Origin of the sequence: Agromyces neolithicus (assembly GCF_039529735.1) — a bacterium.
In the GTDB taxonomy this organism is placed as follows: domain Bacteria; phylum Actinomycetota; class Actinomycetes; order Actinomycetales; family Microbacteriaceae; genus Agromyces; species Agromyces neolithicus.
The window spans coordinates 262796-282479 of record NZ_BAAANJ010000006.1; the positions used below are offsets into that span (position 1 = coordinate 262796).

General features: G+C 69.9%; 16 protein-coding genes. 10 read left to right on the plus strand and 6 right to left on the minus strand.

Annotated features, from left to right (window positions below; all coding sequences use genetic code 11):
* Nucleotides 1–98: 98 nt before the first annotated feature.
* Together ABD164_RS10105 and ABD164_RS10110 are read left to right on the plus strand one after the other, a co-directional pair.
* Complete coding sequence (locus ABD164_RS10105; protein WP_344295818.1) at nucleotides 99–650, plus strand: hypothetical protein; 552 nt, start codon at nucleotides 99–101, stop codon at nucleotides 648–650.
* Nucleotides 647–1426, plus strand: a complete 780-nt coding sequence (locus ABD164_RS10110) for a hypothetical protein (protein WP_344295819.1) — start codon at nucleotides 647–649, stop codon at nucleotides 1424–1426. The genes ABD164_RS10105 and ABD164_RS10110 overlap by 4 nt, the downstream gene beginning before the upstream one ends.
* Here the strand turns inward: ABD164_RS10110 and ABD164_RS10115 are convergent.
* The 3 genes from ABD164_RS10115 to rpoB all read right to left on the minus strand — a co-directional run bounded on the left by ABD164_RS10115 (nucleotide 1423) and on the right by rpoB (nucleotide 10282).
* Complete coding sequence (locus tag ABD164_RS10115) at nucleotides 1423–2601, minus strand: Asp23/Gls24 family envelope stress response protein (RefSeq protein ID WP_344295820.1); 1179 nt, start codon at nucleotides 2599–2601, stop codon at nucleotides 1423–1425. The genes ABD164_RS10110 and ABD164_RS10115 overlap by 4 nt on opposite strands.
* A 250-nt stretch (nucleotides 2602–2851) precedes the next feature.
* Nucleotides 2852–6748, minus strand: a complete 3897-nt coding sequence (rpoC, locus tag ABD164_RS10120; protein ID WP_344295822.1) for a DNA-directed RNA polymerase subunit beta' — start codon at nucleotides 6746–6748, stop codon at nucleotides 2852–2854.
* 42 nt (nucleotides 6749–6790) lie between these two features.
* A complete protein-coding gene (gene rpoB / locus ABD164_RS10125; RefSeq protein WP_344295823.1) occupies nucleotides 6791–10282 on the minus strand; it encodes a DNA-directed RNA polymerase subunit beta in 3492 nt (1163 codons plus the stop codon).
* 369 nt (nucleotides 10283–10651) lie between these two features.
* On the opposite strand from rpoB, the gene ABD164_RS10130 reads away from it, so the two are divergent.
* The 5 genes from ABD164_RS10130 to ABD164_RS10150 all read left to right on the plus strand — a co-directional run bounded on the left by ABD164_RS10130 (nucleotide 10652) and on the right by ABD164_RS10150 (nucleotide 14679).
* The gene (locus tag ABD164_RS10130; RefSeq protein WP_344295825.1) at nucleotides 10652–10942 is read left to right on the plus strand and encodes a metal-sensitive transcriptional regulator; all 291 of its coding nucleotides are present in this window, start codon (nucleotides 10652–10654) and stop codon (nucleotides 10940–10942) included.
* 77 nt (nucleotides 10943–11019) lie between these two features.
* The gene (locus tag ABD164_RS10135; RefSeq protein WP_344295826.1) at nucleotides 11020–12693 is read left to right on the plus strand and encodes an FAD-dependent oxidoreductase; all 1674 of its coding nucleotides are present in this window, start codon (nucleotides 11020–11022) and stop codon (nucleotides 12691–12693) included.
* A 78-nt stretch (nucleotides 12694–12771) separates the two neighbouring features.
* A complete protein-coding gene (locus ABD164_RS10140) occupies nucleotides 12772–12933 on the plus strand; it encodes a hypothetical protein (protein ID WP_344295828.1) in 162 nt (53 codons plus the stop codon).
* Nucleotides 12934–13007: 74 nt separating this feature from the next.
* A complete protein-coding gene (locus ABD164_RS10145; RefSeq protein ID WP_344295829.1) occupies nucleotides 13008–13772 on the plus strand; it encodes a spermidine synthase in 765 nt (254 codons plus the stop codon).
* 46 nt (nucleotides 13773–13818) lie between these two features.
* On the plus strand, nucleotides 13819–14679 hold the full coding sequence (locus ABD164_RS10150; RefSeq protein ID WP_344295830.1) for a spermidine synthase: 861 nt from the start codon (nucleotides 13819–13821) through the stop codon (nucleotides 14677–14679).
* Between the two features lie 174 nt (nucleotides 14680–14853).
* On the opposite strand, the gene ABD164_RS10155 is transcribed toward ABD164_RS10150, so the two are convergent.
* The 3 genes from ABD164_RS10155 to ABD164_RS10165 are packed head-to-tail and all read right to left on the minus strand — an operon-like array spanning nucleotide 14854 to nucleotide 17101.
* Nucleotides 14854–15717, minus strand: coding sequence for a 5-oxoprolinase subunit C family protein (locus tag ABD164_RS10155; protein WP_344295832.1), 864 nt, complete (start codon nucleotides 15715–15717; stop codon nucleotides 14854–14856).
* On the minus strand, nucleotides 15717–16343 hold the full coding sequence (locus ABD164_RS10160; protein ID WP_344295834.1) for a 5-oxoprolinase subunit B family protein: 627 nt from the start codon (nucleotides 16341–16343) through the stop codon (nucleotides 15717–15719). Before ABD164_RS10160 ends, ABD164_RS10155 begins: the two co-directional genes overlap by 1 nt.
* Nucleotides 16340–17101, minus strand: coding sequence for a LamB/YcsF family protein (locus ABD164_RS10165; protein ID WP_344295836.1), 762 nt, complete (start codon nucleotides 17099–17101; stop codon nucleotides 16340–16342). The genes ABD164_RS10160 and ABD164_RS10165 overlap by 4 nt, the downstream gene beginning before the upstream one ends.
* A 49-nt stretch (nucleotides 17102–17150) precedes the next feature.
* On the opposite strand from ABD164_RS10165, the gene ABD164_RS10170 reads away from it, so the two are divergent.
* The 3 genes from ABD164_RS10170 (at nucleotide 17151) to ABD164_RS10180 (ending at nucleotide 19600) form a co-directional block, all read left to right on the plus strand.
* Complete coding sequence (locus ABD164_RS10170) at nucleotides 17151–18362, plus strand: PQQ-dependent sugar dehydrogenase (protein ID WP_344295837.1); 1212 nt, start codon at nucleotides 17151–17153, stop codon at nucleotides 18360–18362.
* Between the two features lie 74 nt (nucleotides 18363–18436).
* On the plus strand, nucleotides 18437–18934 hold the full coding sequence (locus ABD164_RS10175) for a SprT-like domain-containing protein (protein WP_344295838.1): 498 nt from the start codon (nucleotides 18437–18439) through the stop codon (nucleotides 18932–18934).
* 24 nt (nucleotides 18935–18958) lie between these two features.
* Nucleotides 18959–19600, plus strand: coding sequence for a CGNR zinc finger domain-containing protein (locus ABD164_RS10180; protein ID WP_344295840.1), 642 nt, complete (start codon nucleotides 18959–18961; stop codon nucleotides 19598–19600).
* Nucleotides 19601–19684 lie beyond the last annotated feature (84 nt).

Below are 19684 nucleotides of genomic sequence, written 5' to 3' on the forward strand. Positions count from 1 at the left end.
TCGTCCCGTCTCGGGCGTCAGAGCACCCGATATAGCATGGTACGCGGTCGCCAGCGGCCGATACGCCCCGCCATCCGCGCGGTACACGAAGGGGAGCGATGTCCGACGATCTGCGGCCACCCGTTGCCGCGCGCACCGTGATCGGCACCGCCGCCGGGCAGCCACGACTCGACACCGCGGGCGCCGTGCGCCCGCTCGGCACCACCGGTTCGGTGCTGCCCGAGCTCGCCGAAGCCCCCCAGGCCGAACGCAAATGGTGGCGCCACCCCGCCTTCATCGTGTCGATCGGGCTCACCGTGCTCGCCCTTCTCGGGCTCGCGGCCTGGCTCGTCATCTCGGCCCTCACCGACGACTCGGTGCGGGTCACCGGGCTCGACATCGCCGACGACGGCGGCAACGTGCACCTGACGTGGGGCGACCCCCACGGCGACGTCGCCCTCTACGCGGTGCACGGCGACGGCGAGATCGTCGACCTCACCCAGCTGGTGCACGGCCACGAGGCCTGGGTGCCGGCCGCGACCGCACTGTACGAGAGCGACACGTGCTTCGTGGTGCGCCCCGCCTCGACGACCGCCGACGTGTCGCTCGACGCCGCGACGCTCGGGTCGCAGCGCGGCCAGAGCGCCTGCGTCGCCGACCTCGGCGCGTGACCGACCTCGCCATGACCCGCAGGCGACGAGCACTCGCCGGCGCGGCCGGCATCACGGTCGCGCTGCTGCTCGCCGGGTGCGCGGGTGCGTCGACGCAGGTCATCGCGACGCCCGACCTCGGCCCCTCCCCGACCGACGACCCCATCTCGGGCAACGGGCTCTGGCTGCTCGACGGCACCGCCGCAGCCGACGAGATCGTCGACGCCGTGCGCTCCGCGGGCACGGTGCGCTACTCGGGCACGTTCACCGAACTCACCGCGGCAAGCCCCGACACCGAGCCCGCGCCCGGCCGCGGGCTGACCGTCGAATACGAGGGCGGCCCCGCCGGGTCATCCGCTTCGTTCGCAGCCGGCGACCAGCGGGCGCACGTCGTCATGGTCGACGGACGCACCTACACGACCGGCAACGACGCGTACGCGACCGCGACCGCGCTCGACGCCGCCGCACGCGGGTGGGTGTGCTCGATCGGCACGACGAGCGCGCGCGACGAGTGGGCGCCGCTCCTCGATCCGGCAGAGCTCGTCGCATCGCTGCTCGGCACCGGCGAGTCGATCGCCGTCGAGACGCCCGCCGACGCCGACACGGTCGTCGAGGTGATCATCGGCTCGGCCGAAGCGCCGGTCGGCATCATGACCGTCGCGCGCGAGGGCGCGCCGCTGCCCGCGGAGTTCACGGCGGGCGACACCAGCGGCGACGGGTCGTTCACCTTCTCGGCATGGGGCGACCCGGTCGCGGTCGACGCACCCGACGACCCGCTGATCGCCTGCAGCGACTAGCTCCGCTGCACCTGCGGCCCTGCCGCGATCTGCCGGTCGTACTCCTCGAGTGCGAGCCGGTTGCGCTCGGTGACGGCGCGGCCGCGCGCCGCGATCCAGCCGCCGAGCCAGATCGGAATCTCGCGGGCGATCGCCGCCGCGATGATCGCGAACGGATCGAGCCAGCGCTGCGACACGAACTCCGACGCCTCTTCGAACGAGAGGGTCCACGCCTCGACCGTGAGCAGCGCCCCACCGATGTACGAGAAGTAGACGAGCGCTGCGACGAGCAGACCGAACACCGCGTAGGTCCACCACGGGCCGCGGTTGATGATCGCGGCGAGCACCATGAAACCCACGAAGAACGCCGCGACCGGCACCCAGAACACGGCGCGCGTGAGGAACTGGGCGAAGACGGTCGATGGGTCTTGCCCGGTGAGCAGCACGAGGTAGCCGATCGCGGCATACAGCAGCGCGAACAGCACCGTGCCGATGAGGGCGACCAGAATGCCGAAGCCGCGGTTGCCCTTCGCCTTCGGCGGGTTGGGCGCCTGCACGTAGACGGTCTGCGGAGCCGGGGTCGGCGCGACGTAGAGCGGCTCGGGCTCGGGCGCGAGGGTCGCCGCACCCACCGCGGCGCTGGTCGCGGCCGTCGAGGCCGGCACGTAGGTCTCGCGTCGTACCGAGTCGGCGGCGACCGGCGCCGGCGTCACGTCGGCATCGTCGACGCCGTCGTCATCGGATGCCGCAGCGCCGGCGTTCGCGCGGGCGACCGCCTCGTCGAGGGGAGAGGCCGACGCTTCGGGCTCGGGCTCGGGCTCGCGATCGGTGGGGTCGGGCTCGGATTCGGATTCGGATTCGGATTCGGGCTCGGATTCGGATTCGGATTCGGGCTCGGGCTCGGGCTCGGGTTTGTCGGCGACTGCCCCCTCTTCGTCTGCGGGGCGTTCGCGCGCCGATTCGTCGACGTCGGCGTCATCGGGCGACGTCTCGTCGGGCGCTGACTCGTCGTGTGCCGCTGCAGGCGTCGACTGGTCGGGCGCCATCTCATCGGGTGCCGTTTCGGGCGTCGACTCGTCGGCGGTCGCGTCGAACAGCGTCGACTCGTCGGCGGTCGCGTCGACCGGCGTCTCTTCGGGAAGATGCGACGCGTCGTCGGCGCGGCCGGGCTCGGAACCGGGAGTCGTGCTGCTCATGGTCGCGCTCCTTCCGGGCACCGTCGCGCCCACATTCGGCCTCCACCTTAACGCCGCGACACGCCCGAGCGCCTTATCCCGCGCCGCGCGCGTTTCAGTTCGGAGATCGCCGTGACGACGCCGTCGCCGGCCGGCCGAGGAGTTGTCGCGGCCCGTACCGCGCACCGACGCCGAAGGGCCCCGATCTCTCGGGGCCCTTCGTGCGGAGCTCGATTCGCACCGCCGTGGCGGCACGAATCGATCACCTGGATCAGCTGTAGTTGCCGGGCGTGAAGTCGTCGCTCGAGAACGCGTCGAAGTCGACGAAGCTGAGGTCGCCCTCGCTGAAGGCCGCGTCGTCGGTGAAGATGCGGTTCGGGTAACGCTCCGCCTTCGCCTCTTCGGTTGCCTCCACCGCGACGTTCCGGTACTTCTGCAGTCCGGTGCCGGCGGGGATGAGCTTGCCGATGATCACGTTCTCCTTGAGGCCGACCAGCGGGTCGGACTTGCCCTCCATGGCGGCCTGCGTGAGCACGCGGGTCGTCTCCTGGAAGGACGCGGCCGACAGCCACGACTCGGTCGCCAGCGACGCCTTGGTGATGCCCATGACCTCTTGGCGTGCCGAAGCCGTCTTCTTGCCTTCGGTGAGCGCGGCACGGTTGATGCCGTTGTACTTCAGGCGGTCGACGAGCTCGCCGGGCAGCAGGTCGGTGTCGCCGTGGTCGACGACCGTGACCTTGCGCAGCATCTGCCGCACGATGACCTCGATGTGCTTGTCGTGGATGGGCACGCCCTGCGAGCGGTACACGTCTTGCACGCCGTTGACGAGGTGCTTCTGCACCTCGCGCACGCCCTTGACCCGCAGGACCTCCTTGGGGTCGACCGTGCCGACGATCAGCTGCTGGCCGAGCTCGACGTGCTGGCCGTCCTCGACGAGCAGCGTCGAGCGCTTGAGCACGTTGTACGCGATCGGCTCGTCGCCGTTGTCGGGCGTGAGGATGACCTTGCGCTGCTTGTCGGTCTCGTCGATCGTGATGCGACCCGGGGCCTCGACGATGGGCGACGCACCCTTGGGAGTACGCGCCTCGAAGAGCTCCTGCACGCGGGGAAGACCCTGCGTGATGTCGTCGGCCGAGGCCGAACCACCGGTGTGGAAGGTACGCATCGTGAGCTGGGTGCCGGGCTCACCGATCGACTGGGCCGCGATGATGCCGACGGCCTCGCCGATGTCGACGAGCTTGCCGGTCGCGAGCGAACGGCCGTAGCACTTCGCGCAGACGCCGACGCTCGACTCGCAGGTGAGCACGGAGCGCACCTTGATCGACTCGACGCCCGCGCCGACGAGCTTGTCGATGAGCACGTCACCGACGTCGGCACCGGCTTCGGCGACGACCTCGCCCTTGGCGTCGACCGCGTCGGCGGCGAGGCTGCGGGCGTAGACCGCGTTCTCGACGTTCGGGTCGCGAACGAGCTCGCCCGAGGCGTCGACCGCAGCGATCGGAAGGTCGAGGCCCTTGGTCGTGCCACAGTCGTCTTCACGGATGATGACATCCTGCGAGACGTCGACGAGACGACGCGTGAGGTAACCCGAGTCGGCCGTACGGAGAGCCGTGTCGGCCAGGCCCTTGCGGGCACCGTGCGTCGCGATGAAGTACTCGGCCACCGACAGCCCCTCGCGGTACGAGGAGATGATCGGGCGAGGGATGATCTCACCCTTCGGGTTGTTCACGAGGCCTCGCATGCCGGCGATGTTGCGCACCTGCAGCCAGTTACCACGAGCACCTGACGTGACCATGCGGTTGATGGTGTTGTCGGTCGCGAAGTTCTCGCGCATCGCGACCGCGACCTCGTCGGTGGCCTTCGTCCAGATCTGGATGAGCTCCTGACGACGCTCGAGGTCGGTCGTGAGACCCTTCTCGAACTGCGACTGCACCTTGGCGGCCTGCTTCTCGTACTTCGAGACGATCTCGCCCTTGTTCGGCGGGGTCACGATGTCGGAGAGCGCGACGGTCACGCCCGATCGGGTCGCCCAGCGGAAGCCGGCGTCCTTGATGCGGTCGAGGGTCGCGGCGACCTCGGTCTTCGGGTAGCGCTCGGCGAGGTCGTTGACGATCTCGGAGATCTGGCCCTTGCCCGCCTGCTTGTTGAAGAACGGGTAGTCGACAGGGAGCGCCTCGTTGAAGAGCGCGCGGCCGAGGGTCGTCTCGATCAGGAACGGCTTGCCCGACTCGAAGCCCTCGGGCTCCTCGCCATCGGCGAAGTGCAGGCCGTCGAGACGGATCTTCACCTTCGCACCGAGGTCGAGCGCGAGCTCGCCCGGCTTGTTCTGGTCGAACGCGAGGATCGCCTCGGCGATCGACGAGAACGCGCGACCCTCGCCGGCGCCGCCGGGCTTCTCGGTCGTCAGGTGGTGCAGGCCGATGATCATGTCCTGCGAGGGCAGGGTCACCGGTCGCCCGTCGGACGGCTTCAGGATGTTGTTCGACGCGAGCATCAGGATGCGCGCCTCGGCCTGGGCCTCGACCGACAGCGGCAGGTGCACGGCCATCTGGTCGCCGTCGAAGTCGGCGTTGAATGCGGCACACACGAGCGGGTGCAGCTGGATGGCCTTGCCCTCGACGAGCTGCGGTTCGAAGGCCTGGATGCCGAGGCGGTGCAGCGTGGGTGCACGGTTCAGGAGAACCGGGCGCTCCCGGATGATCTCTTCGAGCACGTCCCAGACCTGGGGGCGCGAACGCTCGACCATGCGCTTGGCAGCCTTGATGTTCTGCGCGTGGCTCAGGTCGATGAGGCGCTTGATGACGAACGGCTTGAAGAGCTCGAGCGCCATCTGCTTGGGCAGACCGCACTGGTGCAGCTTCAGCTGCGGGCCGACGACGATGACCGAACGGCCCGAGTAGTCGACGCGCTTGCCGAGCAGGTTCTGGCGGAACCGGCCCTGCTTGCCCTTGAGCATGTCGCTCAGTGACTTGAGGGCGCGGTTGCCGGTACCCGTGACCGGACGACCGCGGCGGCCGTTGTCGAACAGTGCGTCGACGGCCTCCTGCAGCATGCGCTTCTCGTTGTTCACGATGATCTCGGGGGCACCGAGGTCGAGCAGGCGACGCAGGCGGTTGTTGCGGTTGATCACGCGACGGTAGAGGTCGTTGAGATCGGATGTCGCGAATCGGCCACCGTCGAGCTGCACCATCGGGCGCAGCTCGGGCGGGATCACCGGCACGACATCGAGCACCATCGCGGCGGGCGAGTTGCCCGTGGCGAGGAACGAGTTCACGACGCGCAGTCGCTTGATGGCGCGGATCTTTTTCTGACCCTTGCCCTCGGCGATCTGCAGGTGCAGGTCTTCGGCCTCGGCGGCCAGGTCGAACGAGAGCAGGCGCTTCTTGATGGCCTCGGCGCCCATGTAGGCGTCGAAGTACATGCCGAAGCGATCCTGCAGCTCGTGGAACACGGAGTCCTCGGGCTTGAGGTCGCCGACCTTGAGGGTGCGGAAGTCCTCCCACACGCGCTCGAGGTGCGCGATCTGCTCGTCGCCCGACTTGCGGACCTGCGTCATCTCCTTGTCGGCGGCCGCTTCGGCGCGCTTGCGCTGGTCGCTCTTGGCGCCCTCGGCCTCGAGCTGCTCGAGCTCAGCCTCTTTGCGCTTCATGAGCTCGGCGATGCGCGCGTCGCGCTGGTCGCCGATGGTCTTGATCTCGAGGCGGAGCTCGTTCTCGAGACCCGGCATGTCGGCGTGACGACCCTCGTCGTCGACGTCGATCACCATGTAGGCGGCGAAGTAGATGACCTTCTCGAGGTCTTTCGGCGCCATGTCGAGCAGGTAGCCGAGTCGGCTGGGCACACCCTTGAAGTACCAGATGTGCGTGACCGGGGCGGCGAGCTCGATGTGGCCCATGCGCTCACGACGCACCGAGGACTTGGTGACCTCGACACCGCATCGCTCACAGACGATGCCCTTGAAGCGCACGCGCTTGTACTTGCCGCAGGCGCACTCCCAGTCGCGGCTCGGGCCGAAGATCTGCTCACCGAACAGACCGTCCTTCTCGGGCTTCAGGGTGCGGTAGTTGATGGTCTCGGGCTTCTTGACCTCACCGTAGGACCACTTGCGGATGTCCTCTGCGGTGGCCAGGCCGATGCGAAGCTCGTCAAAAGTCGTTGCGTCGAGCAATTTCTCTCCTTGGAAAGTTCTGTAGTCGTCTACTGGCCTGGCTTAGATCTCGTCGATGTTCGACGATTCGAAGCGCGCGGAGATGTTGATGCCGAGCTCTTCCGCAGCGCGGAAGGCCTCGTCGTCGGTGTCGCGGAGCGAGACCGCCGTGCCGTCGGCCGAGAGCACCTCGACGTTCAGGCAGAGCGACTGCATCTCTTTCATGAGCACCTTGAAGGACTCGGGGATGCCGGGCTCCTGGATGTTCTCGCCCTTGACGATCGCCTCGTACACCTTGACGCGGCCGAGGATGTCGTCGGACTTGATCGTGAGGAGTTCCTGCAGCGCGTAGGCCGCGCCGTAGGCCTGGAGCGCCCAGACCTCCATCTCACCGAATCGCTGACCACCGAACTGCGCCTTACCACCGAGCGGCTGCTGGGTGATCATCGAGTACGGCCCCGTCGAACGCGCGTGGATCTTGTCGTCGACGAGGTGGTGCAGCTTGAGGATGTACATGTAACCGACCGAGACCGGGTACGGGTAGGGCTCGCCCGAGCGGCCGTCGAAGAGCTGCGTCTTGCCGCTCGAGTCGATGAGTCGCTCGCCGTCGCGGTTGGGAAGCGTCGAGTCGAGCAGACCCGCGATCTCCTCTTCGAACGCCCCGTCGAACACCGGGGTCGCGACCTTGGTGCCGGGCGCGGCCTCGTGGGCGTCCTTCGGGAGCTTCTTGGCCCACGCCGGGTTGCCCTCGACCTTCCAGCCCTGCTTGGCGACCCACCCGAGGTGGGTCTCGAGCACCTGGCCGAAGTTCATGCGGCCGGGGATGCCGAGTGGGTTCAGGATCACGTCGACCGGAGTTCCGTCGGCGAGGAACGGCATGTCCTCGACCGGGAGGATCTTCGAGATGACGCCCTTGTTGCCGTGACGGCCGGCGAGCTTGTCGCCCTCGGTGATCTTGCGCTTCTGCGCGATGTACACGACCACGCGCTGGTTGACGCCCGAGCCGAGCTCGTCGTCGCCGTCTTGCGCGTCGAACACCTTGACGGCGATGATCGTGCCCTGCTCACCGTGGGGAACCTTCAGCGACGTGTCGCGAACCTCGCGGCTCTTCTCGTTGAAGATCGCGCGCAGCAGGCGCTCTTCGGCCGACAGCTCGGTCTCGCCCTTCGGTGTGACCTTGCCGACGAGGATGTCGCCGGGTCGCACCTCGGCGCCGATGCGGATGATGCCGCGCTCGTCGAGGTCGGCGAGCAGGTCGGGGCTCACGTTGGGGAGGTCACGGGTGATCTCCTCTTTACCGAGCTTCGTGTCGCGCGCGTCGACCTCGTACTCCTCGATGTGGATCGACGAGAGCACGTCGTCCTTCACGAGGTTCTGGCTGAGGATGATCGCGTCCTCGAAGTTGTGACCCTCCCACGGCATGAACGCGACGAGCAGGTTCTTGCCGAGCGCGAGTTCGCCGTTGTCGGTCGCGGGACCGTCGGCGATGACCTCGCCGGCCTCGACGCGCTCGCCCGCATTCACGATGACGCGGTTGTTGTACGACGTGCCCTGGTTCGAGCGGTCGAACTTGCGCAGGAAGTACGTCTGCGTTCCGCCCTCGTCGAGCTGCACCGTGACGGAGTCTGCCGAGACCTCGGTGACGACACCGGAGCTGTCGGCAGTGATGACGTCACCGGCGTCGATCGCGGCGTAGCCCTCCATGCCCGTTCCGACGAACGGCGAGTCGCTGCGCAGCAGCGGCACCGCCTGACGCTGCATGTTCGCACCCATGAGGGCGCGGTTCGCGTCGTCGTGCTCGAGGAACGGGATGAGCGAGGTCGCCACCGACACCATCTGGCGCGGCGAGACGTCCATGTAGCCGATCTCGTCGGCGGGGAACAGGTCGACCTCGCCGCCCTTCTTGCGGGCGAGCACGCGCTGCTCGGCGAAGTGCGAGTCCTTCGTCAGCGGGGCGTTCGCCTGCGCGACGATGTAGTCGTCTTCTTCCATCGCGGTGAGGTAGTCGATCTGCTCGGTGACCTTGCCGTTCACGACCTTGCGGTACGGCGTCTCGATGAAGCCGAACGAGTTGATGCGCGCGAACGATGCGAGCGAGCCGATGAGACCGATGTTCGGGCCTTCGGGCGTCTCGATCGGGCACATGCGGCCGTAGTGCGAGGGGTGCACGTCGCGCACCTCGACGCCCGCGCGATCACGCGAGAGGCCGCCGGGGCCGAGCGCCGAGAGGCGACGCTTGTGCGTGAGGCCCGCGAGCGGGTTGTTCTGGTCCATGAACTGCGACAGCTGCGAGGTGCCGAAGAACTCCTTGATCGCGGCGACGACGGGTCGCACGTTGATCAGGGTCTGCGGGGTGATCGCCTCGATGTCCTGCGTCGTCATGCGCTCGCGAACGACGCGCTCCATGCGGCTGAGGCCGGTGCGCACCTGGTTCTGGATGAGCTCGCCGACCGCGCGGATGCGACGGTTGCCGAAGTTGTCGATGTCGTCGACGTCGAGCCGGATGTCGACGGCCTTGCCACCGCGGCGACCGGCGATCGTGGTGCGCTCGTCGTGGAGGGCGACGAGGTACTTGATCGTGGCCACGATGTCTTGCACCGTGAGCACCGAGTCGGTGAGCGGCGCCTCGAGACCGAGCTTGTTGTTGATCTTGTAGCGGCCGACCTTGGCGAGGTCATAGCGCTTCGGGTTGAAGTAGAAGTTGTCGAGCAGCGCACGCGCAGCTTCGGCGGCGACCTGCTCGCCCGGGCGCAGCTTGCGGTAGATGTCCTTGAGCGCCTCTTCCTTCGTGAGGATGTTGTCCTTCTCGAGGGTCAGGGCGATCGACTCGTAGCCGGCGAACTCCTCGAGGATCTCTTCGGAGGTGAGGCCGAGGGCCTTCAGGAACACCGTGACCGACTGCTTGCGCTTGCGGTCGATGCGAACGCCGACCTGGTCGCGCTTGTCGATCTCGAACTCGAGCCATGCTCCCCGGCTCGGGATGACGCGTGCCGAGTAGATGTCTTTGTCGCTGGTCTTCTCGGGGGTGCGCTCGAAGTAGACGCCGGGCGAACGCACGAGCTGCGAGACGACGACGCGCTCGGTGCCGTTGATGACGAAGGTGCCCTTGGGGGTCATCAGGGGGAAGTCGCCCATGAAGACCGTCTGGGTCTTGATCTCACCCGTGAGGTGGTTCATGAACTCCGCGTTCACGTAGAGCGGGGCGGAGTAGGTCTTCGACTTCTCTTTGCACTCGTCGATCGTGTACTTCGGCGGCTCGAGCTCGGGGTTCGTGAACGAGAGCTGCATGGTCTCGCCGAGGTCTTCGATCGGGGAGATCTCCTCGAAGATCTCTTCAAGACCGGTGGTCTCGGGCAGGTCTTGGCGGCCTGCGGCCTTGCCTTCGGCGAGGCGAGCCTTCCAGGTGTCGTTTCCGACGAGCCAGTCGAAGCTCTCGGTCTGGAGTGCGAGCAGGTCGGGTACCGTGAGGGTATCGGTGACCTTCGCGAACGAGAGGCGGCTGGCACCGCGTCCGTTCTTGGGGGTGGGCGTGGTTGCGTTGCGCGCAGCAGCCAAGTGAATAACCTCCATGGCCCATCGGCCGGTTCACTGTCGGTAGCGGAGAGTTGAGTACCCCTCAGACGAGGTGCGGATGCCGGAGACCGGGAGTCTCGACACGCACGAAGCCGACCGCAATATGAAGGCATGGTGGGTCTGGGAGCGCAAAGGTTAACTATAGGGCGCATGGCACGCCGTGTCCAGTCGATTCTTGACCTCGCCGCAGATCTCAGGTATAACCCAGCTTCGAGTCGGCGCGCGGACGCCACGAGCCCCGGCTTTCCGCGGAAGGATCCATACCCCTGGGGTATCGATAGAATACCGGTGCGGCACTGCGCCGCCCGTATCGACGACACGACCGAAGCGGCTGACCAGACGGAGGACACGGTGACCGAGACATCCAGCGAAGCCCAGCGCCGAATCGCGAATCGACTGAAGCGCGCGCGGGGGCAGCTGAACGCCGTGATCGAGTCCGTCGAATCGGGCGCCGACTGCCGCACCGTCGTGACGCAACTCTCGGCGGTCTCGAGCGCGCTCGACCGGGCGGGCTTCGCCGTCATCTCGGTCGCCATGCGCGACTGCGCGACCGACCAGGCCGGCGCCGAGCAGTCGGGCGCCGCCACAGGCGAGTCGCTCACATTCGAGGACCTCGAGAAGCTCTTCCTCTCGCTGGCCTGAGTAGTGTCCGATCCTCGGCCGAACAATACCCCTGAGGTATTTTGACAATACCCCGTGGGTATTTTACGATCGGTGCCATGACTTCCAAGCGCTACCTCATCATCGGCGGCGTCGCCGGCGGAATGTCCGTCGCGACGCGACTGCGCAGGCTCGACGAGCACGCACAGATCACCGTCCTCGAGCGCGGCGGCCACGTCTCGTTCGCCAACTGCGGCCTGCCCTATCACCTCGGCGGTGTGATCGAAGAGCGCTCCAGCCTGCTGCTGCAGACCCCTGAGTCGCTGCGCTCTCGGTTCGACCTCGACGTGCGCGTGCGCACCGAGGCCGTCGCGATCGACCGCGCGGCGCGCACCGTCACGGCCCGCGACCTCACGACCGGCGAGCAGACGGTGCTGCCGTTCGACGCGCTCGTGCTCTCGCCGGGGTCTGTGCCGATCCGCCCGCCGATGCCCGGCGGCGAGCGAATGCTCTCCCTGTGGAATATCGACGACCTCGACGCCGCCATGTCGCGCCTCGAGGCCAAGCCGCGGACGGCCCTCGTCATCGGGGCCGGGTTCATCGGCCTCGAGATGGTCGAGAACCTCGCGCACCGGGGCATCGACGTCGCCCTCGTCGAGCTCGCCGATCAAGTACTGCCGCCGGTCGACCCCGAGATGGCCGGCCCCGTGGCGCAGCGGCTCATCGACCGCGGGGTCGACGTGCGGCTCGGCACCGAGGTCGTCGAGATCGGGCCCGGCTCCGCCATGCTCGACGACGGCTCGGTCGTTGCGGCCGAGTTCGTGCTCGGCTCCGTCGGCGTGCGCCCCGAGACCGGGCTCGCTCGAGCCGCCGGCCTCGAACTCGGCGAGCGCGGCGGCATCCGGGTCGACGACCGGCTGCGCACGAGCGACCCGCACATCTGGGCCATCGGCGATGCCGTCGAGAAGGTCGACGCCATCACCGGCGAACACCGCCTCATCGCTCTCGCGGGCCTCGCCAACCGGCACGGCCGGCTCGCGGCCGACGCCATCACCGGTCGCGACATCCGCGTGCGCGACGCACTCGGCACCGCCGTCGTCGGCGTCATGGGGCTCACCGTGGCCGCCACCGGCTGGAACGAGAAGCTGTTGCGCTCGCGCGGTCGCGACATCCGGGTGCTGCACACCCACCCCGCCTCGCACACCGGCTACTACCCGGGCGCCGAGACGATGTCGCTGAAGCTCCTCGTCGACGCCGAGACCGACCTCATCCTCGGTGTGCAGGGCGTCGGCGGCGACGGCGTCGACAAGCGCATCGATGTGATCGCCACCGCGATGGCGGGCGGCATCACCGCCTCCGAGCTCGCCGAACTCGAACTGGCGTACGCGCCGCAGTACTCCTCGGCGAAAGACCCGGTCAACATGCTCGGCTACGTCGCCATGAACGCCGCCGACGGACTCACCCCGTCCATTCAGTGGCATGAGGTCGACCGCGCCGTCGAGGCCGGAGCCACCGTCCTCGACATCCGTACCGCGGGCGAGGTCGACGAGGGCGCCGTTCCGGGTTCCTTGCGAATTCCCCTCGACGAACTCCGCGACCGTCTCGACGAGCTGCCCGAGGGTCGACTCGTCGTTCACTGCAAGGTCGGCCAGCGCGGCCACACGGCGGTGCGCCTGCTCGCGCAGCACGGCCGCGACGCGGTCAACCTCGACGGCGGCTACCTGACCTGGCGGGCCGGCATCGACTCACGCCGCCTCGTCGCCCCCGCACCCGCTGGTACTCGCGCCGCATGAGCCCACTCCCGATCGTGCACGTCGAACCGGCATCGATCGCGAGCCCGACCCGAACCCCGACATTCGAGGAGAACCACCATGTGCAGTCCCGTCACCTGCAGCGTCTGCGGCAAGACCACCTGGGCCGGCTGCGGCCAGCACGTCGACCAGGTCATGCGCGGCATCCCGCTCAACCAGCGCTGCGCCGGACACCGGAACGAACCGTCCACCGGATTCTTGGCGCGTCTCTTCGGCCGCTGAGCCCCTGACCCGATCGCGAACCGCCCGGCCGGCCGGCCCAGCGATCCGGGCGATTCGCGTGGGACGATGCTCAGGTGCCGACACCCCCTCGCATCGAGTTCGAGACCGACGTCTTCTCGGCCTCCGGGCTCACCCTGCTGGTCGACGGCACCGCGCAGTCGCACGTGGACCCCGACGATCCGACACGCCTCTTCTTCGAGTACGTGCGCCGCATCGGCAACGTCATCGACGCGATCGGGCCGCCGGGCTCGCCGGTGCACGCCCTGCATCTCGGCGGCGGCGCCCTGACCCTCGCGCGCTACGTCGCCGCGACCCGGCCCGGCTCACGGCAGGTGGTCGTCGAGCTCGATGCCGAGCTGCTCGAGCTGGTGCTCGCCCGCCTGCCGCTGCCGGCCGGAGCCGACATCGCGATCATGGTCGGCGACGCGGCATCCGTCATCGACGACCTCGCGTCGCAGCGGCCGTTCGACGTCGTCATCGTCGACCTGTACGCGAGGCTCGAACCGCCGGCGTTCGTCGCGACGCCGGCGTTCATGAGCGGATGTCTCGCGCTCGTCGCCCCCGGCGGGCTGCTGGCCGTGAACGTGGCCGATGCCGCGGGGCTTGCGCGACTGCGCGCGCACTCACGCGCCGTCGCCCGCGCCGACCCGACCGCCGAGCTGCTCGTCACGGGCGACGCCGCGGTGCTCTCGGGCGCCGACGAGGGCAACGCGGTGCTCATCGCGGCTCCCGACGGCCTGCCCGGCCGGCTCGTGGAGCGGCTCGCGGCGAACGGCCCGCATCCGGCCGAGGTGCTCACCGGCGCGCGTCTCGACTTCGCGCTCTGGGGAGCGTGCTGACTCGCGGCAGTCAGGGGCACCGCGGGCAGGGGGTAGCGTGGCCAGCGTGCCAGACCTCGAACGCCGCCTCGCCGTGAGCGGGCACCTCGCCCGGCTCGAGGAGTCCCGCCAGACGCCCGGCTCGTGGACCCTCTACGTCGACGGCACGCCGCAGTCGCACGTCGAGCTCGAGCGTCCCGAGTGGCTCGGCTTCGAGTACGTGCGACGCATCGGGCATGCCGTCGACCTCGTGCGTCCCGAGGGCGAGGCGATCACGGCGGTGCACCTCGGCGGCGGTGCGCTCACCCTGCCCCGGTACGTCATCGCCACGCGCCCGGGTTCGCGACAGCAGGTCGTCGAACTCGAGTCCGACCTCGTCGACCTCGTGCGCGAGCACCTGCCACTCCCCCGCGGGGCCCAGCTGCGCATCCGCCACGGCGATGCCCGCGAGGTGCTGGCGAAGCTGCCCGGCGGCCTCGACGGCGCGGTCGACCTCGCGATCGTCGACATCTTCTCGGGTGCCCGCACCCCCGCGCACGTCACGAGTGCCGAGTTCTACGGCCTGATCGTGCCGCGGCTCGCGCCGGGCGGAATCGTCGCGGTGAACGTCGCCGACGGCGCGGGCCTCGCGTTCGCACGATCGCAGGCGTCGACGCTCTCGTACGTCTTCGACCACGTCGCGATCGCGGCCGACCCCGCGATGCTCAAGGGCCGGCGCTTCGGCAACGTCGTCATGTACGCGTCGAACGCCCCGCTGCCGTTCGATGCGATGCCGCGCCGCCTCGCGAGCGATCCCGCTCCGGCGAAGCTCGTCGAGGGTGACGAGCTTCGCCGGTTCATCGCGGGGGCCCCCGTGGTGACCGATGCCACGGCGGTGCCGTCGCCGCCGCCGGCGCGCAGCGTGTTCCTCGCGAAGCCCGGCGGCTGACGCGCGCCACAACTTCGGCGATATTCACCGAATCGGACTGAATCGTTCGTCCCGATCCGATTGCGTGCATATCTCCGAAGTTGTGGCGCAGGGCGCGGGGCACATCCGTAGGCGTTCGGTTTCGGAAGACACGTCCATACTCGGCGATACCTGTGAAGTGTTTCTTCCACGCCTTCACGCGTGCCGGAATCTCACCTCCTGGCCCGGGCGCACCTGCGCCACTGCGTCGAGCGCGGCCGGCGTGACGATGGCGATGACCGGGTAGCCGCCCGTGACCGGCCCGTCGGCGAGCAGGATCGTCGGCTGGCCGTCGCCCGCGACCTGGATCGACCCGGGCACGGTGGCCTCGCTCGCGAGTTCGCCCTCGACGCGGCGGGTGAGGGGCGCGCCGACGAGGCGTACGCCGACCCTGTCGGCCCGCTCGGACACGCGCCATGGCGTGTCGAACAGGGCTCTGCGCGAGGCATCCGTGAACCAGTCGGCGCGCGGCCCGGGTAGGAGCGCGAGGGTGACGGCGCCGCTGGCGGGCGGGAACGCCGCGTCCTGGTCGATGAGCGGCACGGACGCCGCGGGCTCGGCCCCGATCGCGAGCACGCGGCCGGGCGTGACGGGCTCGGGTCCGAGCGCGGCGAGCGTGTCACGTGAGCGCGAACCGAGCACCGTCGGCTCATCGATGCCGCCCCGCACCGCGAGCACATAGCGGATGCCCCGCTCGGCGGCTCCGAGATCGAGCACCGAACCCGCGCGCGCGCGGGCCGCCGCGTACGGTGCGACCGGCCGGCCGTCGAGGGCCACCGGGCCCCAGCCACCGGCGACCGCGAACCACGTCTCGGCGTCTTCGAACCGCGCCCGGAACCCGCCGACGAGCACCTCGAGCACCGCGTGGCCGTCGGGATTGCCCACGAGGCGATTGGCGAGCTTCGCCGCGCCGCGATCGAGCGCCCCCGATCGCGAGACGCCGAGGTGCGCGAACCCCGCGCGCCCGAGATCCTCGACCAAGGCCAACGCGCCGGGCTGCTCGACGACGAGCCGTGACATCAGGCGGCCACCTCGAATCGCACGCGACGCCCGGGCGTGAGCAGCGCGGGCGGGTCGGCCTGCGCGTCCCACAGCACCGCGTCGGTGCGGCCGATGAGCCGCCAGCCCCCCGGGCTCTGTCGCGGGTACACGCCCGCGAAGGCTCCGGCGAGCGCGACGGAGCCCGCGGGCACGCGCGTTCGCGGTGCGTCGAGCCGGGGCACCATATAGGGCCAGTCGTCGCAGACGAGATAGCCGAACCCCGGGGCGAAGCCCGCGAAGGCGACCCGCCATGCCGCGGCCCGGTGCGCGGCGACGAGCGCCTCGGTCGAGATGCCGAGCAGATGGGCCGTCGCCGCGAGGTCGTCGCCGTCGTACACGACGGGAATCGTCGCGGCATCGGCGTCCGCGGGCGCAGCGGCGGCAGGCGACGCGGGCGGAACGCGCCGGATCCACGTGATCGCCGACTCGAGCGGCAGCACGTCGGGGTCGACCCCCACGAGCACCGTGCGCGCCGCCGGCACGAGCTCGATGACCCCGGGCCGCCGGTCGGCGACGAGTGCATCATGCAGGGCGAGCACCTCGTCGAGGTCGTCGCACTCGACGAGCACGGCCGTCTCGCCGCTGGGCAGCAGCCGACGACTCACGCGAACGCCTCGATGCGGTGCCCGGCGCGTTCGAGCGCGGCGCGCACCGCGCGACCGATCGCGACCGCGCCGGGGGTGTCGCCGTGCAGGCACAGCGAGTCGGGCGCGAGCTCGACTCGGCTGCCGTCGTCGGCGGTGATGCCGCCCGTCTCGACGAGTTCGAGTGCGCGATCGGATGCCGATGACGGGTCGTCGATCACCGCCCCGGGTTCGCCGCGTGGAGCGAGCGAGCCGTCGGCGACATAGCCCCGGTCGACGAAGGCCTCGCGAGCGAACGCGAGTCCGGCCTCGCGGGCCGCCTTCTCGATCGCGCTCATGGGCGGGCCGAGGATCGGCAGCGTCGCGTCGTAGGCGGCGACCGCGTCGGCGAACGCCCGCGCCGCGGCCGCGTCGACCGAGAGCCGGTGGTAGAGGGCACCGTGCGCCTTGACGTACTTCACACGGGTGCCGGCGGCCCGGGCGACGCCGTCGAGCGCGCCGAGCTGGGCGAGCAGCTCGGCGGCGATCTCAGTCGGAGTGGTCTCGAGTGCCCGGCGACCGAAGCCGACGAGGTCGCGATAGCCGGGGTGCGCGCCGAGTGACACGCCGTGGCGGGCGGCGAGGCGCGCGCTCGCGGCCATGGTCATGGGGTCGCCCGCGTGGAACCCGCATGCCACGTTGGCGCTGGACACGAGCGTGAACATCGCCTCATCGTCGCCGACGCGCCATGCGCCGAAGGACTCGCCCAGGTCGCTGTTGAGATCGATCGCCGGTCGCATGCTCCCATTCTGCCGCCGCCGCGGGCACACTTGAGCGGGGAGGGACTCCATGCGACGCACGCCGTCTCACGACCGGGCAGCGCGGGAGCGCGCCGCGGTGAGCGGTGTGCGGGCGATCGCGGTGCGCGCGGTCTGGATCGCCGTCGGCGTCGGCCTGCTCACAGCCTGCACCCCCGAAGCCGTCACCCCGCCGTCGTCGGTGGCCCCGTCGCCGTTCCCCCCGCCGAACCCATCGGCGACGGCGCCGGTCGAACCGCCCCCGGTGCTGCTGCCGGCCGGCGAGCCCGAGGTACTCGCGTCGGGCCTCGAGGCGCCGTGGTCGATCCTGCGGGTGCCGGGCGGCGGCGTGCTCGTGAGCGAGCGCGACACGGGCCGCATCGTCGAGGTGCTCGACGACGGGTCGCTGCGAGTGGCCGGCGAGGTGGCGGGCGTCGTCGCGGGCGGCGAGGGCGGACTGCTGGGCATCGCGTACCGGCCGAGCACGGGCGCACGCGAGCCGTTCGTGTACGCCTACCACACCGCGGCATCCGACAATCGAATCGTTCGGATGTCGCTGCGCGGCGTTCCGGGGGCGTTCGAGCTCGGTGCTGCCGAACCGATTCTCACCGGCATTCCGCGCGCGGGCAATCACAACGGCGGTCGCCTCGCGTTCGGGCCCGACGGGTTCCTCTACGCGACGTCGGGTGACGCGGGCGACCGCGATGCCGCGCAGGACCCGGCATCGCTGTCGGGCAAGATCCTGCGCATGACGCCCGAGGGCGGGCCCGCCCCCGGCAACCCGTTCGACAACCTCACGTGGTCGCTCGGGCACCGCAACCCGCAGGGCATCGCGTGGGATGCCGCGGGCGGCATGTGGGCGGCCGAGTTCGGCCAGAACACGTGGGATGAGCTCAACCGCATCGAGCCGGGTGCGAACTACGGCTGGCCGGTCGTCGAGGGGGCGGCGGATGACCCGCGGTTCGTGAACCCCGTCATGCAGTGGCCGACGTCGGAGGCGAGCCCGTCGGGGCTCGCGATCGTCGGCGACACCCTGTTCCTCGCGGCGCTGCGCGGGGAGCGCATCTGGTCGGTCGCGCCCGCGACGGCGGGCGGCGAGCTCACGACGACGGAATGGTTCCCTCGCGAGCTGGGGCGCATCCGCGACGTGACGGCCGGACCCGACGGGATGCTCTGGTTCATCGGCAACAACACCGACGGGCGGGGGTCGCCGCGCGAGGGCGACGACCGGCTGTTCCGGGTGCAACTCGACGCAGTCGGCTGAGTGCTGCGTTGCTCCCCGTTCTGGGGATGCGGAATTCGACTCCCCGTGTCGGCGCGCGGGTCTATTCTCAACCCATGGCGGATCTGGAACGGGTGCGGCGGTGGGCAGAGGCGCTCATCGTGCTGCACCTCGATGCTGCCGAGTGGTCGTTCGGGTTCGACAACGCGAAGAAGCGCGCGGGCCTGTGCAACTACACGGCCAAGCGAATCTCGGTGTCGCGCTACCTCGCGGCCCGCTACGACGACAACGAGATCCACCAGATCCTCTTGCACGAGGTCGCCCACGCCATCGCCGGCCCGCGCGCCGCGCACGGTCCCAAGTGGGCTGCGACCGCCGCGCAGCTCGGCTACGTGGGTCGTCGCACGCACGATGGCGAGGTGGCGCATGAGCTCGCCCCATGGATCGGGCGGTGTCCGGCAGGCCACGAGCACTTCCGGTACCGCGAGCCGCGTCGGCCGCTGAGCTGCGGGCTGTGCCGCCGCGGATTCGACACGGCGAACCTCATCATCTGGCACCATCGCGAGATCACCTCGGCCGTGCGTCGCAGGGCTGCGAGCGCGGCAGCCGAGTAGCCCGTCACCCAGTAGGTTGGTTGCGTGCCCGTCTCAACCGTGTCGATCCCCGTCGGGCAATGGCTCATCTCAGCCGAGGGCACCCGCTGGTGGTTCGACTCGGGGTCGCTCGCGCTCGACTTCGCCACGACCGGCACCATGACCGGCAGTGTCACCGGCTCGGGCATCGTGGCACGGGCCGATCGGCTGCACTCCCCCGACGACCTCAGCTCGTGGCTGCGCGAGCGGTACCCGGTCGCCATCGGCGTCGCGCGCACCCGCGACCTCTTCGACGCGATCTCGCTGCGCAACGCGATCAGCCGCATGGCGATGCGCGCCAGCGCGGGTCGGGCACCGTCGCCCGCCGACATCGACGTGGTCAACCTGTACGCCGCGACCCCCGACGTTCCCCCGTCGATCGCCGGGGGCACCCGGCAGGTCGGCCGCTCGGTGCACACCGTGCCGCAGGCCCTGTCGACGATCGCGCGCGACGCGGTCGACCTTTTCGCCCCCGCGAACGCGGGTCGCATCCGCGTGTGCTCGGGCGACGACTGCGGCATGGTCTACCTCGACACCTCACGCGCGGCCACTCGCCGCTGGTGCTCGATGCAGCGGTGCGGCAACCGGGCGAAGGTGCGTGCGCATCGCGCGCGCAAGCGCCCCACCGCGGGCGACGTCGCCGCCTGAGCCGCCGTGGGCCGCAGGCGGTCGCCCTTCAGCCCCCGACACCGCTGTGTCGCCCTACGCCGGCGCGCCGCCGCGACATCGCGG

What these genes read in the sequence shown, in the direction of transcription:
- ABD164_RS10105 (WP_344295818.1), top strand. Translation starts at nt 99, where the DNA reads ATGTCCGACGATCTGCGGCCACCCGTTGCCGCGCGCACCGTGATCGGC.
- ABD164_RS10115 (WP_344295820.1), bottom strand. Translation starts at nt 2,601, where the DNA reads ATGAGCAGCACGACTCCCGGTTCCGAGCCCGGCCGCGCCGACGACGCG.
- ABD164_RS10135 (WP_344295826.1), top strand. Translation starts at nt 11,020, where the DNA reads ATGACTTCCAAGCGCTACCTCATCATCGGCGGCGTCGCCGGCGGAATG.
- ABD164_RS10140 (WP_344295828.1), top strand. Translation starts at nt 12,772, where the DNA reads ATGTGCAGTCCCGTCACCTGCAGCGTCTGCGGCAAGACCACCTGGGCC.
- ABD164_RS10155 (WP_344295832.1), bottom strand. Translation starts at nt 15,717, where the DNA reads ATGTCACGGCTCGTCGTCGAGCAGCCCGGCGCGTTGGCCTTGGTCGAG.
- ABD164_RS10165 (WP_344295836.1), bottom strand. Translation starts at nt 17,101, where the DNA reads ATGCGACCGGCGATCGATCTCAACAGCGACCTGGGCGAGTCCTTCGGC.
- ABD164_RS10170 (WP_344295837.1), top strand. Translation starts at nt 17,151, where the DNA reads ATGCGACGCACGCCGTCTCACGACCGGGCAGCGCGGGAGCGCGCCGCG.
- ABD164_RS10175 (WP_344295838.1), top strand. Translation starts at nt 18,437, where the DNA reads ATGGCGGATCTGGAACGGGTGCGGCGGTGGGCAGAGGCGCTCATCGTG.